Annotated in this window: 14 protein-coding genes and 1 pseudogene; 12 read left to right on the top strand and 3 right to left on the bottom strand. The window is 63.8% G+C overall.

Features of this window, described 5'->3' with window-relative positions:
- Window positions 1-2: 2 nt before the first annotated feature.
- From AOC05_RS03115 to AOC05_RS03090, 6 genes are all read left to right on the top strand, one after another.
- Window positions 3-1727 carry a DUF885 domain-containing protein gene (locus tag AOC05_RS03115; protein WP_062005607.1) on the top strand — a complete coding sequence of 575 codons (1725 nt, stop codon included), beginning with the start codon at window positions 3-5 and terminating at the stop codon, window positions 1725-1727.
- A gap of 139 nt (window positions 1728-1866) precedes the next feature.
- Window positions 1867-3306 carry a dicarboxylate/amino acid:cation symporter gene (locus tag AOC05_RS03110; RefSeq protein WP_062005604.1) on the top strand — a complete coding sequence of 480 codons (1440 nt, stop codon included), beginning with the start codon at window positions 1867-1869 and terminating at the stop codon, window positions 3304-3306.
- 165 nt (window positions 3307-3471) lie between these two features.
- Window positions 3472-3855 carry a YbjQ family protein gene (locus AOC05_RS03105; RefSeq protein ID WP_062005601.1) on the top strand — a complete coding sequence of 128 codons (384 nt, stop codon included), beginning with the start codon at window positions 3472-3474 and terminating at the stop codon, window positions 3853-3855.
- Window positions 3856-3946: 91 nt separating this feature from the next.
- A complete protein-coding gene (locus tag AOC05_RS03100; RefSeq protein ID WP_062005599.1) occupies window positions 3947-4576 on the top strand; it encodes a TetR/AcrR family transcriptional regulator in 630 nt (209 codons plus the stop codon).
- 56 nt (window positions 4577-4632) lie between these two features.
- Window positions 4633-7302: an MMPL family transporter gene (locus AOC05_RS03095; RefSeq protein WP_062005597.1), complete on the top strand. Its 2670-nt coding sequence runs from the start codon at window positions 4633-4635 to the stop codon at window positions 7300-7302.
- 211 nt (window positions 7303-7513) lie between these two features.
- Window positions 7514-8746 (top strand): GAF domain-containing protein, encoded by a 1233-nt coding sequence (locus AOC05_RS03090; RefSeq protein WP_062005596.1) that lies wholly within the window; start codon window positions 7514-7516, stop codon window positions 8744-8746.
- On the opposite strand, the gene AOC05_RS20380 is transcribed toward AOC05_RS03090, so the two are convergent.
- On the bottom strand, window positions 8743-8865 hold the full coding sequence (locus tag AOC05_RS20380) for a hypothetical protein (RefSeq protein ID WP_257720352.1): 123 nt from the start codon (window positions 8863-8865) through the stop codon (window positions 8743-8745). The two genes, AOC05_RS03090 and AOC05_RS20380, sit on opposite strands and share 4 nt — an antisense overlap.
- Here AOC05_RS20380 and AOC05_RS03085 point away from each other — a divergent pair.
- From AOC05_RS03085 to AOC05_RS03075, 3 genes are all read left to right on the top strand, one after another.
- Window positions 8865-10388 carry an aldehyde dehydrogenase family protein gene (locus AOC05_RS03085; protein WP_062005594.1) on the top strand — a complete coding sequence of 508 codons (1524 nt, stop codon included), beginning with the start codon at window positions 8865-8867 and terminating at the stop codon, window positions 10386-10388. The genes AOC05_RS20380 and AOC05_RS03085 overlap by 1 nt on opposite strands.
- A 180-nt stretch (window positions 10389-10568) precedes the next feature.
- Window positions 10569-11579 (top strand): alcohol dehydrogenase AdhP, encoded by a 1011-nt coding sequence (gene adhP, locus AOC05_RS03080; RefSeq protein ID WP_062005592.1) that lies wholly within the window; start codon window positions 10569-10571, stop codon window positions 11577-11579.
- Window positions 11580-11653: 74 nt separating this feature from the next.
- The gene (locus AOC05_RS03075; RefSeq protein WP_062005590.1) at window positions 11654-12103 is read left to right on the top strand and encodes a DUF779 domain-containing protein; all 450 of its coding nucleotides are present in this window, start codon (window positions 11654-11656) and stop codon (window positions 12101-12103) included.
- An 8-nt stretch (window positions 12104-12111) separates the two neighbouring features.
- On the opposite strand, the pseudogene AOC05_RS20690 reads toward AOC05_RS03075, so the two are convergent.
- Both AOC05_RS20690 and AOC05_RS19245 read right to left on the bottom strand, forming a co-directional pair.
- Window positions 12112-12243, bottom strand: a pseudogene (locus AOC05_RS20690) (plasmid stabilization protein); the annotation flags it as partial.
- Between the two features lie 43 nt (window positions 12244-12286).
- Complete coding sequence (locus AOC05_RS19245; RefSeq protein ID WP_154605133.1) at window positions 12287-12460, bottom strand: type II toxin-antitoxin system prevent-host-death family antitoxin; 174 nt, start codon at window positions 12458-12460, stop codon at window positions 12287-12289.
- A 407-nt stretch (window positions 12461-12867) separates the two neighbouring features.
- Between AOC05_RS19245 and AOC05_RS03070 the strand changes: the two genes are divergently transcribed.
- From AOC05_RS03070 to AOC05_RS03060, 3 genes are all read left to right on the top strand, one after another.
- On the top strand, window positions 12868-13485 hold the full coding sequence (locus AOC05_RS03070; protein ID WP_062005588.1) for a Maf family protein: 618 nt from the start codon (window positions 12868-12870) through the stop codon (window positions 13483-13485).
- Window positions 13486-13684: 199 nt separating this feature from the next.
- Entirely contained in the window at window positions 13685-14128 is a 444-nt protein-coding gene (locus AOC05_RS03065; RefSeq protein ID WP_154605132.1) for a hypothetical protein, read from the top strand.
- Window positions 14125-14469 (top strand): winged helix-turn-helix domain-containing protein, encoded by a 345-nt coding sequence (locus AOC05_RS03060; protein WP_062005583.1) that lies wholly within the window; start codon window positions 14125-14127, stop codon window positions 14467-14469. The genes AOC05_RS03065 and AOC05_RS03060 overlap by 4 nt, the downstream gene beginning before the upstream one ends.
- The last annotated feature ends 87 nt before the right edge of the window (window positions 14470-14556 follow it).

Raw genomic sequence — 14556 nt, 5'->3', positions numbered from 1 at the left:
TCATGACACTTGAGCCGAACCGCCTGACCCGTCCCGCCAGCGCCATCGATGCCGCAGCCAACGCCTACACCGAACGGCTGTTGGAGCTGGATCCGGGTTTCGCCACGGAACTGGGCCGTCCCGGCCATGAAACCGAATACCGCGACCTCTCCCCTGCAGGCCTGGCAGCCTCCGCCGACGCCGCCCTGCACGCCCTGTCCGAACTGGCCGGGCTTGAGCCGATGGACGACGTCGATGCGCTCACCCTGCACGCCATGCGCGAGCGTCTGGGCCTGGCCCTGGAACTGCACAAAAGCGGCTGGCCGCTGGCCGAGCTGAACAACATCGCCTCCCCGGCCCAAGAAATCCGGGCCATCTTTGACCTCATGCCCACGGCCACGGTGCCCCATTGGGAGCACATTTCCGGGCGTCTGGCGAACGTGCCCGACGCCGTTGCCGGGTACATTTCCTCCCTCCGCGAAGGTGCCGCCCGCGGCATGGTGGCGGCGCAGCGCCAGGTCGCCACGGTCATCGAGCAGTGTGAACGCCACGCGGCCGCGGACGGATTCTTCGCCACTCTTGCCGCCGATGCCGCCTTGGATCCGCCCGGGCTTTCCCCGGACGCGGGCGACGCCGGAACCTCCCTCCCGGCCGGGCTCACCGCAGCACTGGCAGCCAATGTGGAGCTGGCGCGCGCCGGTTACGGATCGTTGGTTGAGTTCCTGCGCACCGAATTGCTGCCCCAGGCCCCCGCCAAGGACGCCGTGGGCGCAGCACGCTACGCCCTAGCGTCGAGGGAATTCCTAGGCTCCGCCGTCGACCTTGAGGAAACGTATGCCTGGGGCGTGGCGGAGTTGGACCGGATCATCGCTGAACAGGAGGCCGTGGCGGCGCAGATCGAGCCCGGCGCCTCCATTGCCGAGGCCAAGGCGCTGCTTAACGCGGACCCTGCCCGGCAATTGCACGGCACCGCCGCACTGACCGAATGGATGCAGAGCCTCTCCAACGCGGCGGTGGCCGATCTTGCCGGCACCCACTTCGAGATCCCCGAGATCATGCGAACCCTTGAGTGCAAGATCGCCCCCACGCAGGACGGCGGCATCTACTACACCGGCCCGTCGGAGGACTTTTCCCGGCCCGGGCGCATGTGGTGGTCGGTGCCGGAGGGCGAGGACACCTTCACCACCTGGGCCGAGACCACCACCGTCTATCACGAGGGCGTCCCGGGCCACCACCTGCAGGTCGCCACGGCCACCTACCAGAGCGGGCTGCTGAACAACTGGCGCCGCAACGCCTGCTGGGTCTCAGGCCACGGCGAGGGCTGGGCGCTGTACGCCGAACGGCTCATGGACGATTTGGGCTACCTGGCCGATCCCGGCGACAAGCTGGGCATGCTCGACGGCCAGCGCATGCGCGCAGCCCGTGTGGTGTTCGACATCGGAGTGCACCTGGAACTTCAAATTCCGGCCCAGTGGGGCTCCGGTACGTGGACGCCGGAGGCGGGCTACCACTTCCTGGCCAAGAACCTGGACATCTCCGCCGGGCAGCTGGACTTTGAATTCAACCGGTACCTGGGCTGGCCCGGGCAGGCGCCGTCGTACAAGATCGGCCAGCGCCTGTGGGAGGACATTCGCGACGCCCGCGCCGCCCGTGACGGTGCTGCGTTCTCACTGCGGGACTTCCACACCCAGGCCCTGAACTTGGGTTCGGTCGGCTTGGATACTCTCAAGACCGCGCTGCTGGGCTGAGTTCCTGGCCCGCCGCGGGCACCATCCACCAGCGAATCCGAAAACAAAACCCGTGCCGCGTCATAGACGAAAATTGATAGCCGTAACACGGGGAAACACAAATTCTTTGGTGTTATTGTCCCCGGCCTACCGTTGAACCATGACTTCCACAGCAACCACCGCCAAGGTGTCCCGGTTCCCCAAGTGGGCCAGCAACTTCGGCGTCCAAATCATTGCCGGCCTCATTGCCGGCCTCGTCCTGGGCCTGATCGCCCGCAGTCTTGGCGGCGACCCCAAGACCGACCCCAACGGCCTCGTCACCACGCTGGGCCTGATCGGTTCAAGCTATGTTTCCCTGCTGAAGGCGGCAGTGGTCCCTCTGATTTTCACCGCCGTCGTCTCCTCCATCGCCAACCTTCGCCAGGTGACCAACGCCGCCCGACTGGCCTGGAACACACTGCTCTGGTTCGCCATCACCTCCTTGATCGCCGTGAGTATCGGCATCGTCCTGGGCCTGGTCTTCCAGCCGGGCGCAGGCACCGGTACGGCCGCGCCCAAGGATTACACGGGCAAGTCCGGTGACTGGTGGGCCTTCCTGATCGGCTTGTTCCCCTCCAACTTCCTAGGCCTGGGTGCCTCCACCAAGGCGGTCGACGGCGGCGCACTGGTCACCAGCGTGAACTTCAACGTCCTGCAGATCCTTGTCATCGCCATCGCCATCGGCATCGCCGCCCTGAAGGTTGGCAAGGCCGCCGACCCGTTCCTGAAACTCAACGGTTCCGCCCTTGCCGTTATCCAGAAGGTGCTGTGGTGGATCATCCGCCTGGCCCCGATCGGCACCGTGGGCCTGATCGGCAGCGCGGTTGCCACCTACGGCTGGACCACCATCGGCTCACTGGGCAAGTTCACCCTCGCCATCTACGTGGGCCTGGCCCTGGTCCTGTTCGTCGTGTACCCGGTTCTGATCAAGTCACACGGGCTCTCCATCAAGCAGTACTTCTCCGGTGTCTGGCCGGCAGTTCAGCTCGGTTTCGTCTCACGCTCCTCTATCGGCACTCTGCCCCTGACGCAGCGCGTGACCGAACGCAACCTGGGCGTCCCCCGCGCCTACGCCTCCTTCGCCGTGCCGCTTGGCGCCACCACCAAGATGGACGGTTGCGCCGCCATCTACCCGGCCATCGCCGCCATCTTCGTGGCCCAGTTCTTCGGCATCCAGCTCGACCTGGGCCAGTACCTGCTGATCGTCTTGGTCTCGGTGCTGGGTTCGGCGGCAACCGCCGGAACCACGGGCGCCGTCGTGATGCTGACACTGACGCTCTCCACGCTGGGACTGCCGCTGGCCGGCGTCGGACTCCTCCTGGCCGTGGACCCCATCCTGGACATGGGACGCACCGCTGTGAACGTGGCCGGCCAGGCACTGGTCCCCACCATCGTCTCCAAGCGCCACGGCATCCTGAACGAGGAACTGTACAACGCACCGCGCAACGGCAACCCCTTCTCCGATGACAGCACCGAGCTCCTAGGTGAAGTCTCCGATGAAAAGGGTGCTAATCACGACGCCGGTGAGCCCGACTCCCAGCGCGAGCTCGCCAACGCCTGAGGTGACGCTGGCCTGAGGTGACGCTGTAGGAACGCCATCACGCAATCCCGCCACGGACTGGTCCCATTGGTCCAGTGGCGGGATTTTGTGCGTTCACCCATAGGCTTTCATAAGAAAACAGCAATCCCCGGCCACGGTATTGGCCGGAAATCGAAAGGCCCCGCCATGATCATCGTGACAACCAACGACCTTCCCGGATACAAGATTGACGCCGTCTTTGGCGAGGTCATGGGACTGACAGTGCGCTCACGCCATGTCGGCGCTCAGTTCACCGCCAGCTTCCGCGCGTTGGGCGGCGGCGAGCTGCCCGAAATGACCAAGGCGCTGTACGAAAGCCGTCAGGAAGTGGTGGCCCGCATGGTGACCGAGGCACATGCCAAGGGCGCCAACGCCATTGTCGCCACCCGTTTCGACACCTCCGAAATGGGCGGCACATGGACAGAAGTGTGCGCCTACGGCACCGCCGTGTACGCCATTCCGCTCGCCGAGGGTCAGCCCGGAGCCACCGGCCAGTCCATCTATCTGGCCGCCAACCCGCAGGCCCAGTAGCCGCGCAAGGCAGGTGAGACGGGTGAGCGAACTTATAGCATAAGAAGCTTTCAACTTGCACAGTGTGCAAACTTGCACTTAGTGTAGAGAGGTGACTTCGCCTCCTCCCATCCTTTCCGTCCCCGCAGTCTCTCGTCGCGAGTTGAACAAGGCCGCCACCCGGGAGGCCATCGCCGAGGCAGCCCTAAATTTTCTACGCACCAGGGAACTCAATGAGTTCACTGTTGACGACGTAGCCATCGCGGCAGGGGTTTCCCGGCGCACGTTCTTCAACTACTTTTCCTCCGTTGAGGCGGCTGTCGCCAGCTTCACACAGCGCTACCTGGACACGGTGATCACGGAGCTGGAAGCCCGCCCCGTCGAGGAACCCATCCTGGAATCGGCACAGTTCGCGCTCTCCGCCGGGGGCAGCCCCCGCGACCTGGCCATCCTGGCCGAGACGTTCACCCTCACCCAGGACCCCTCGCTGGGCAGATTCCAGCTGCAGGCCTGGGACGAATGCAGCACCAAGATCACCGAGGTGGCCCGCCACCGGCTCCCCCCGGGAACGGATGAACTGTACATCAACGCACTGGTCGGCGCCATCGTCGGAAGCTGCCGCGCGGCGGTGGGAGTCTGGTTCAGCCTGCACGGCACGGACACCTCCGAAGAATCCCTAGCGCATCTACGCGAGCTCCTGAGCACCACCATTTCCTTGATCCGCAACGGTTTTGCCTACTAACGTTTCACCCGCATGGCGCCCGCCCGCGCCGGCCATCAAACAAAAAAGGATTCATCATGGCTCTTTTGCTTTATCGACTCGGCCGCTTTTCGGCCCGCCGCGCATGGCTGGTGATTGCCGCCTGGGCCGTGATCATCGGCATGGTGGGGGGCGCAGCAGCACTCTTCATGGGCCCCATGTCCAACAACTTCCAGATTCCTGGCACCGAGACCCAGCAGATGGCCGACAAGCTCCAAGCGGATCTGCCCGAAGCCTCCGGCGGAACCGGTTCCGTGGTGTTCACCAGCACCGACGGCCAACCGTTCACCCCTGCGCAGCAAACGGAGATTTCACAGGTCCTGGCCTCGGTAACATCCGTGCCTAGCGTCAAGAACGTCATCGACCCGTTCCTAACGCAGGAGTCACTGGCCCAGGCCAAGGCTAAACTCGCAGACGGCGCCCAGCAATTGGCCGCGGGCGAGGCACAGCTCGCCCAGGGAAAGGCCACCCTGGACGCCACCAGTGCCCAGCTCGCGGCCGCCCAGACCCAGCTTGACGCAGCACAGGCCCAGCTGGATGCCCAGGCAGCACAAATTGCCGGATTGCCTGCCGGGTCCCCGCAGGCGGCCGCAGCGTCGGCCCAGCTCGCCGCGGGCCAGGCCCAGCTAGACGCCCAGAAAGCAACCCTCGCACCCGGCCAGGCCCAACTGGCCGACGGTGAAGCGAAGTATGCCGCCTCCGTCAAGGAACTCGCCGCCAAGAAGGTCGAGCTCACCACCGGTCAGCGTTCCGCAGAGGCCGCCACCGGTATCAAGTTCGTCGCCGACAACGGCAAGGCCGCGATCGGCCAGATCCAATTTTCCGAGTCAATGAACGCCGTGACACCCGCCAACCGCCAGCTCGTCCAGGACAAACTAAACACCCTTGACAGCAGCGGCGTCACAGTCAACTACAGCAAGGAAATTCTCGAGGACGTCTCCTCGCTCTTCGGCATTGCCGAGGTGCTGGGCATTGCCGTCGCGGCAGCGGTCCTGATCATCATGCTTGGCACCTTGATTGCGGCCGGGCTGCCCCTTCTGATGGCTGTAGTTGGCGTGGGTATTGGCGTGGGCGGCACTATGGCGCTCACCGGCGTCATCGAGATGTCCTCCATTTCCCCCATGCTGGCCCTAATGCTGGGGCTGGCCGTGGGGATCGACTACTCGCTGTTCATTGTGAACCGGCACCGCCAGCAGCTGCTGGCGGGGATGGAAATGCGCGAGTCCATTGCCAAGGCCACAGGCACCTCGGGTAATGCCGTGACGTTTGCCGGTCTCACCGTCGTCATCGCCCTGGCAGCCCTGTCCGTTACCGGTCTGCCCTTCCTGGCTGTCCTCGGGCTTGCCGCGGCGGCCACCGTTGCCGTTGCCGTCCTCATTGCCCTGACTCTGACCCCTGCCATCCTGTCGCTGATGGGCCGCAAGGTGATCTCCAAACGCGCATGGGCCAAGAGTGTGGTTGCACATAGCAAGCACGACGCCGAGACGGCCGGATTGTCGGTCCCCGAACGGGCAGCCGCCGACCAGTCCAAGGAAGTCCGGGCCAGCGCCAAGGGCTGGGGCGGGCTTGTTACCAAGCACCCCGTCATTTCACTTGTCACGGCAGTAGTGGCGCTTGCCGTCATCGCTATCCCGGCAGCAGGCCTGCGCCTGGCCCTGCCCGACGGCGGTTCCGAACCCGTTGATTCCAGCGCTTTCAAGGCCTACACCATCACGGGCGACAACTTTGGTGAGGGCATGAACGGGCCCATCATCGTGGTCGGCTCACTGCCGGCAGGTCTTGACCAGGCCGGCGCAACAGCGTTGAACCTTGATGTGGCGGACCAGTTGCGCAAGGTTCCCAACGTGAAGGCAGCTGTTCCGGTCACGGTGAGCAAGGACTTGCGCACCGCCGTTTACCAAGTGATCCCGGCCGAAGGCCCGGCAAGCGCCAGCACCGTCCAGGTGGTCCACGATCTTCGGGCTGAAGGCACCGCCATCAAGACCGATCTCAACGTAGGCGTTGGGCTCACGGGCCAGACCGCAGCCAACGTTGACGTCTCAGCCAAGCTGGGAGCGGCGTTGCCGCCATACCTGGCGATCGTCGTCGGACTGTCCTTGATCCTGTTGATTCTGGTGTTCCGTTCGATCCTGGTTCCAGTTTTGGCGACCGCGGGTTTCCTCCTTTCGCTCGTGGCGGCATTTGGCGGCGTGGTAGCCGTGTACCAGTGGGGCTGGCTGGGCGGCATCTTCGATGTTGCCAATCCGGGGGCTGTGCTCAGCTTCTTGCCCATCATCTTGATAGGCGTGTTGTTTGGCCTGGCCATGGATTATCAGGTGTTCATCGCCTCCGGCATGCGGGAAGCGTACGTGCACGGCCAAGACGCGAAGCAGGCTGTCCGCACCGGATTCAAACATGCAGCACCCGTGGTCACTGCCGCGGCGATCATTATGACAAGTGTGTTCTCCGGCTTTATTTTCTCCCATCTGACCATGGTGCGCCCGCTCGGCTTTGCCCTGGCGTTCGGTGTTCTGATCGACGCGTTTGTGGTCCGTATGACCATCATCCCCGCCGCCATGCACCTGTTGGGCAAATCCGCATGGTGGATCCCGAAATGGCTGGATAAGATCCTGCCAGATGTGGATGTGGAGGGGGCAAAACTGGAAGCGCCAGCTCCGGACGCTGCCTCCCACGGCACGCTCGGAAAGCAGGACGCCACTATTCACTAAGCAAAACGGGCGTCTGAGTAAAGCAGGCACCTAGGCGAAATGGACACCTAGGTAAAACGGGCAAGGTCCTGACGAAGGGACGAGCAGTGCTGATGCGCTGCCCGTCCCTTCCGCGCAACCTCAGCCCTGGTGCACTAGACTAGTGATTCACGACACATTTCCTTCCGTGGTGGCGTGTCCCTTTCATTCGCGCTTTGGTTTTGGAGAGTTCATGCCCTTGACGCACCCCCTACTGCACGATCTTCCCGCCTTGCGACCATTGGTTCGTGAGTCCTGGCAGCGATCCCTAGGGACCCTGAACACCCCGGCGGGACTTTCCCCGCCCGTGGTGTGGGAGAGCCGGGAACTGGCCGAGTTCCGCCGGGACCACCCGCTCGCGGCCATCATGCCTGTCATCACCAAACTGCTCGTGGAGCCAAGCCACGACACCGGACTGCTCATTGCCGTGGGAGACGAGCACGGCCGCCTGCTCTGGGTCGAGGGCGACTCCGCCGCGCTCCGCCACGGCGAGCACATCAACTTCGCCACCGGCGCCGACTGGTCCGAGTCGGTGGTCGGCACCAGTGCCCCGGGCACGGCACTGGTGCTGGGATGCAGCGTGCAAATTGTTGGTCAGGAACACTTCAACCCGGCCGTGCACTCTTGGAGCTGCACGGCGGTGCCCGTGCACGACCCCGATTCGGGCTCCCTCCTGGGCATTGTTGACATCACCGGCGGGCCGGACGCCGTGGGCGCCAACACACTCTCCCTGGTCCAGGCCACGGTGGCCGCTGCCGAGGCGCAACTGCGCATCCACCGCCTAGAACGCCGCATGGAACGGAAAGGTCCAGTCAGCACCGCCACCCCCAACAAGCCGCTGTACCGCGACAGCCTGCAAATTTTGGGCCGCGACCAGGGCCTGCTGCACATTGCCGGGGAGGCACTGACACTCAGCGAACGGCACTCTGAAATCCTCACCATGCTGGCCTTGTACCCGGACGGTCTCACAGCGCAGGAACTCACAGACAAGGTCTACCCGGAGGGCACGTCGCTGACCAGCATCCGGGCCGAGATGGTGCGCCTGCGCAAGTTCCTGCAGGGCGCCGCCGCCTGCCTGGTACCGGAGTCCCGGCCCTACCGGCTCCCCCGGACACTGGTGGTGGATGCCGAGCAGGTGCGCAACTACCTGGACCGCGGCGCCCACCGGCTGGCCCTGAACATCTACAAGGGCGAGGTCATGCCGCGCTCAGCGGCACCGGAAATCAAGGCCATCCGCACCCGGGTGACCATCCAGTTGCGCGAGGCGATCCTCAACGACGCCAGCCCGGAGGTGCTGCTGAGCTACCTGCAGCTTCCCGAGGCCGCGGACGACGTCGACGCCTGGCGCACAGCCCTGCGCTTACTTCCGCCGCGCTCACCCAAGCGCGCCGCCGTCGTCGCCCACGTGGAAACGCTAGAGGCTTAGCCGGCTCCGGCCAAGCCCGCGGCCACGCCCACCTGCTCATGCAACGTGGTTGCAACGTTGCTGCCCGTACTCTTCTGGACAAGGACATCGACGTCCCCCACGCAGAGGAGTTTAGACAATGACTGTTTATGCACAGCCCGGTACACCCGGTTCCAAGGTCACCTTCAAGGACCGCTATGAGAACTGGATTGGCGGGGAATGGGTGGCCCCCGTCAAGGGACAGTACTTTGAGAACATCACTCCCGTCACTGGCAAGGTTTTTTGCGAGGTTGCCCGCGGCACGGCCGAGGACATTGAGCTCGCCCTGGACGCCGCGCACAAGGTGGCCCCCAGCTGGGGCGCCACCTCGGCGACTGAGCGCGCTGCCATCCTGAACAAGGTCGCCGACCGCATTGACGAAAACGTCGAGCTCCTGGCCGTTGCCGAATCCTGGGACAACGGCAAGGCCGTCCGGGAAACCCTCAACGCCGACATCCCGCTCGCAGCCGACCACTTCCGCTACTTCGCCTCCGTGGTCCGCGCCCAGGAAGGCTCCCTGACCCAGATCGATGAGAACACCACCGCCTACCACTACCACGAGCCGCTCGGCGTGGTCGGGCAGATCATCCCGTGGAACTTCCCCATCCTGATGGCAGTGTGGAAGTTGGCGCCGGCACTCGCGGCGGGCAACGCCGTCGTGCTTAAGCCTGCCGAACAGACACCGGCCTCCATCCTGGTCCTGATGGAACTGCTCGCAGACATCCTCCCCGCCGGCGTCATCAACGTGGTCAACGGCTTCGGCGTGGAGGCCGGGAAGCCGCTCGCCTCCTCCAAGCGCATCCGCAAGATCGCATTCACCGGCGAGACCACCACGGGCCGTTTGATCAGCCAGTACGCGTCCCAGAACCTGATTCCGGTCACGCTCGAACTGGGCGGCAAGAGCCCCAACATCTTCTTCAACGACGTCGCGGATCAAGACGACGCCTTCTACGACAAGGCACTGGAGGGCTTCACGCTCTACGCCTTCAACCAGGGCGAGGTCTGCACCTGCCCATCCCGCGCCGTCGTCCAGGGCGGGATCTACGATTCCTTCGTGGCCGACGCGATTGCCCGCACCGAAGCCATCATCCAGGGCAACCCGCTGGACACCGACACCCAGATCGGCGCGCAATCCTCCAACGACCAGCTCGAAAAGATCCTCTCCTACATCGACATTGGTAAGCAGGAGGGCGCCAAGCTGCTCACCGGCGGCGAGCGCAACATCCTTGAAGGCGACCTGGCTGGAGGCTATTACGTCAAGCCCACCATCTTCGAGGGCACCAACAACATGCGCATCTTCCAGGAGGAAATCTTCGGCCCCGTCCTCGCAGTGACGAAGTTTGATGACTACGCCGACGCCCTGCACATCGCCAACGACACCCTGTACGGACTCGGCGCCGGGGTCTGGTCGCGCAACGGCAACGTCGCCTACCGGGCGGGCCGGGAAATCCAGGCCGGGCGCGTGTGGGTCAACAACTACCACGCCTACCCCGCAGGAGCTGCCTTTGGCGGCTACAAGTCCTCGGGTATCGGCCGCGAGAACCACGCCATGATGCTCGACCACTACCAGCAGACCAAGAACCTTTTGGTCAGCTACAGCGAGGACAAGCTCGGCTTCTTCTAACAGCCGCCCCAACGCCGCATCAGCAATGACGCGATATTCACCAACGCTCCCTCACCTTTCGGGGGGTTTTGGGGAAGGCTCCCTTATCCGTTCACGTTCGACGCCGGGCACCTGCCGCGGGTGCCCGGCGCACCACTGTCGCACAACACCACAAACAGGAAAGAGATTCTCATGTCTACGATGCAAGCAGCAGTTGTAAAAGAATTTGGCGCACCCCTCACCGTCGAGGAATACCCCCTGCCCACCCCCGGCCCCGGCCAGGCCCTGGTCAAGCTGATTTCCAGCGGCGTCTGCCACACGGATTTGCACGCAGCCGAGGGCGACTGGCCCGTCAAGCCCAGCCCGCCGTTTGTGCCCGGCCATGAGGGCGTCGGCGATGTCGTTGCGCTCGGCGAGGGTGTCACCTCCCTCGCCGTGGGCGACCGTGTCGGCAACGCTTGGCTGTGGAGTGCCTGCGGCGACTGTGAATTCTGCCGCACCGGTTGGGAGACATTGTGCGAGTCCCAGCAAAACGGCGGCTACAGTGTGGACGGCTCCTTTGGCGAATACATGCTGGTCGACGCCGAGTTCGCCCCGCGCATTCCCGACGGTCTGGACCCCGTGGAGATCGCCCCCGTGCTGTGCGCCGGCGTCACCGTTTACAAGGGCCTGAAGATGACCGAGGCCCGCCCGGGCCAGTGGGTCGTCATTTCCGGTATCGGCGGGCTCGGGCACATCGCCGTGCAATACGCCGTCGCCATGGGCCTTCGCGTGGCCGCCGTCGACATCGCCGAGGACAAGCTGGCCCTGGCCCGCAAACACGGTGCCGAAATCACGGTCAACGCCCTGAGCGAGGATCCGGTGTCGACCATCCAGGCACAGACCGGCGGCGTCCACGGCGTGCTCGTCACCGCCGTGCACCCGGCCGCGTTTGGACAGGCGATCGGCATGACCCGGCGCGGTGGCACCATCGTATTCAACGGACTTCCCCCGGGCGACTTCCCGGCCCCGATCTTCGACGTGGTGCTCAAGGGTCTGACCATCCGCGGCTCCATCGTGGGTACCCGCCAGGACATGACCGAGGCCATCGATTTCTACGCCCGGGGCCTGATCCACCCCACGGTCTCGACCCGCAGCCTGGGCGAGATCAACGAGGTGCTCGCCGAGATGAAGGTCGGGGCGATCGATGGCCGCGTGGTCATCAAATACTAGCCACTCCCCGGATCTGGGCCGTCCTCCCTTTCGGCCCGGATCCGGGATCCACCCCATATATAAGGAGCAGTTCCATGGACGCTCTTCCAGAAATCCTGGATGCCGCCATCACCATCCCGGGCGAAACACGGTCCCGGGTGGCATTGAGTGCCACGGCCGTGGAATTGCTGCAGAAAATGTGGGCGCTGCACGGCCCGCTCATGTTCCACCAATCGGGTGGCTGCTGCGACGGCTCCTCCCCCATGTGCTACCCGGCGGGCGAGTTCATCACTGCGGAGGCGGACATACTGCTGGGCCTCTTCCAACTGCCGGGGTGCGGCCCACTGGAATTTTGGATGTCGAGGGAACAATTCAACTATTGGTCGCACACCCATCTCACGGTCGACGTCGTGGTAGGTCGCGGCAGTGGGTTCTCCGTCGAAGCACCGGAGGGCAAGCGATTCCTGATCCGCTCCCGCCTGGTGGAGGGATTTGAACCAACCTTGATCACCAGACCCGTCAGTTTCCCGTCGTCGAAGGTGTAGATTATTCGATGATCCCTGACCCGCACCCGGAGCTGCTCAGGCCTGCCGGTCAATGACTTGGCGGAGGCTGGCCGCGGCGTCTGGCCAAGCATCTCCAGAGCACCAACAACCAGCAGATGGGTCGGTTTGTCCAGTTTCAAAAGTTGTTTCCTCGCCGCCGCGGTCAACTCGACGAGGAACTTCTCAGTGAATATGTTTGAGCACCTCCAATGCTTCCAAAGCGCGGCGGGCAAAATCAGGGTCCATCACCACAGCTACTGTTCGGGCATGACTGGTGATGCTGACAGGCTCATGTCGTGACGCATCCAAGGTTTCAGCCCAGCGCTGGCGGGCCACGGTGGCAGATATTGGATTCATGGATGCGCCTAAGCGCTGTTATGTACATTTTAGCGAAAGTAAGGGTGAAGCCCCCTATTTCCGGCGATCCCTGGACTGTCGGCTCTTTTGCACAATGACAACCACTACGGCCACAACAATGGCCCCGGCCATGGCGATTTCCATATCGCACCTTTCCTCGAATCCAACGCTTAACCATCCCCCAGCATAGGTGAGACGGTCCGGTGTCGTGCCTGGCCGGTTGGGCGGTGTCGTCCCAGTGCCGGCCGCTGCGGCTCATCCCTGTCGCCGACGACCACAATGCCCCGCGGGTGCCACAGCCAGCGGCGGGTCCACATCGGCACCGGCCAGCAGTTCCTCATAATGTCCCAAACCAGCGGAGCGAGCTTCGGGAGGGCGGTGGGCGACAGTCCGTCTAGGCTTGAGACATGACTCCACGCCTCATCCTCGCCTCCGCATCCACTGCCCGCACCAAGCTGCTCTCCGACGCTGGCATCGCCCACACCGTCCGGGTCTCCGACGTGGACGAGGACGCCGCAACCGCCGCGGCTGGCCCGCTCACGCCGTCGGATACTGCGTTGCTGCTGGCCCGTGCCAAGGCCGAAGCCGTGGGTTGCGTGACCCAAGGTGGGGACGACGCCCTGGTCGTCGGCTGCGACTCCATTTTTGAATTTAACGGTGAGCCGTACGGCAAGCCCTGGGAGGCCGACGCTGCCCGCGAACGCTGGCAGCTGATGCGCGGCCGGTCCGGGGTGCTTCATACCGGGCACTGGCTGATTTCTACGCACGACGGCGAATCCACCGGACACGGGGAGGTCACCAGCGCCGTGGTCCACTTCGAGGACGTCACTGACGCCGAGATCGATGCGTACGTTGCAACGGGCGAGCCGTTGCAGGTTGCAGGTGGCTTCACGATTGACGGGCTGGCTGGCGCCTTCATCACCGGTGTCGAGGGCGATCCGCACACGGTGGTGGGTCTGTCCATTTCCACGCTGCGCCGCCTTTTGGCTAAAACGGGGGTCTCCATCACCGATTTCTGGAGCTAGCTCCCAGCGGCTGCGCGCCATGTCACCCCAATGATGCGCCACTTTCGAAGTGGCGCATCATTGGCAGGTAACGGGGCGCAGGATTCGCGGCCCTTGAAGCAGCACGGGACAGAACGCGGAAAGTACTTGACACTATGGAAAGTACTTTCATACACTGATGCAAGCGACGTTTCCCAAAACACCAGCGAGAGGCATCACCATGAACGAGCACCACGGCAACCCGTCAGCAGCAGAGGCGCAGGAACTTCTCGCCAAGGCGCAGAGCATCGGGGCGTCCGCTACCAGTGCGGCAGGCTGGCCCACCGCCATGGTTTTCAATTCCCTGGCCATCCTGGGCTCCATGATGATGGTGGGATTCCAGATCGTTGCCCACACGGGGTACGGCGCCCAATTACTGGCTATGACCATTGGCATCTGGGCCGCCATCACGGGCCTCACCTGGTCCTTCATGCAGCACACCACCAAGGCTGGCTTCACCAAACGGTTCGCCACCTCACTCATCGCTTACATGGTGCTGTATGTGATTGCCATCGCCGTCGGATCCCTCGTGTTCCCGAACGGTAACCTGGCGTACTACATTTGCGCCGCCGTCGTACTGGCAGCAGTGGGCATGGCTGCAGCCCTCCGTGAGCTGCGAGCATGAACCCCGAATCAGCTGCCGAACCGGGCCGGGTCCAGAGCCAGCACCCCCGCCACGAGCTCAGCGACGTCCTGCACCAGCCCGTGAGATTTTCCATTGCCGCTGCACTGGCCAACACGGAGACCATGGACTTCAAGGACATCCGCAACACCGTCCAAGTCAGCGACTCCGTTTTGAGCAAGCAGCTGGCCGTGCTGGAGAAAGCGGGGCTAGTGGAAATCAAGAAACTGTTCGTGGGCAAGTTTCCGCGCACCTCCGTAAAACTGACGGCGGAGGGTCAAAAAGCATGGACGCATCACCTGGACACCTTGCGCCGGATCGCTGGCGGATCAGTTCCTTTGTAGGAACCCCACAAAAGATGCTGGCTTCACACGCTGAAACAGCATCATGTGTGGGCCAAACCCTCACAACCGCGCTAGGCTCTCTGGAGA

This window comes from Arthrobacter alpinus (genome assembly GCF_001294625.1).
In the GTDB taxonomy this organism is placed as follows: Bacteria; Actinomycetota; Actinomycetes; order Actinomycetales; family Micrococcaceae; genus Specibacter; species Specibacter alpinus_A.
Note: the sequence above shows the minus strand (reverse complement) of the source record. Positions and strands in the feature narration are given on the sequence as shown.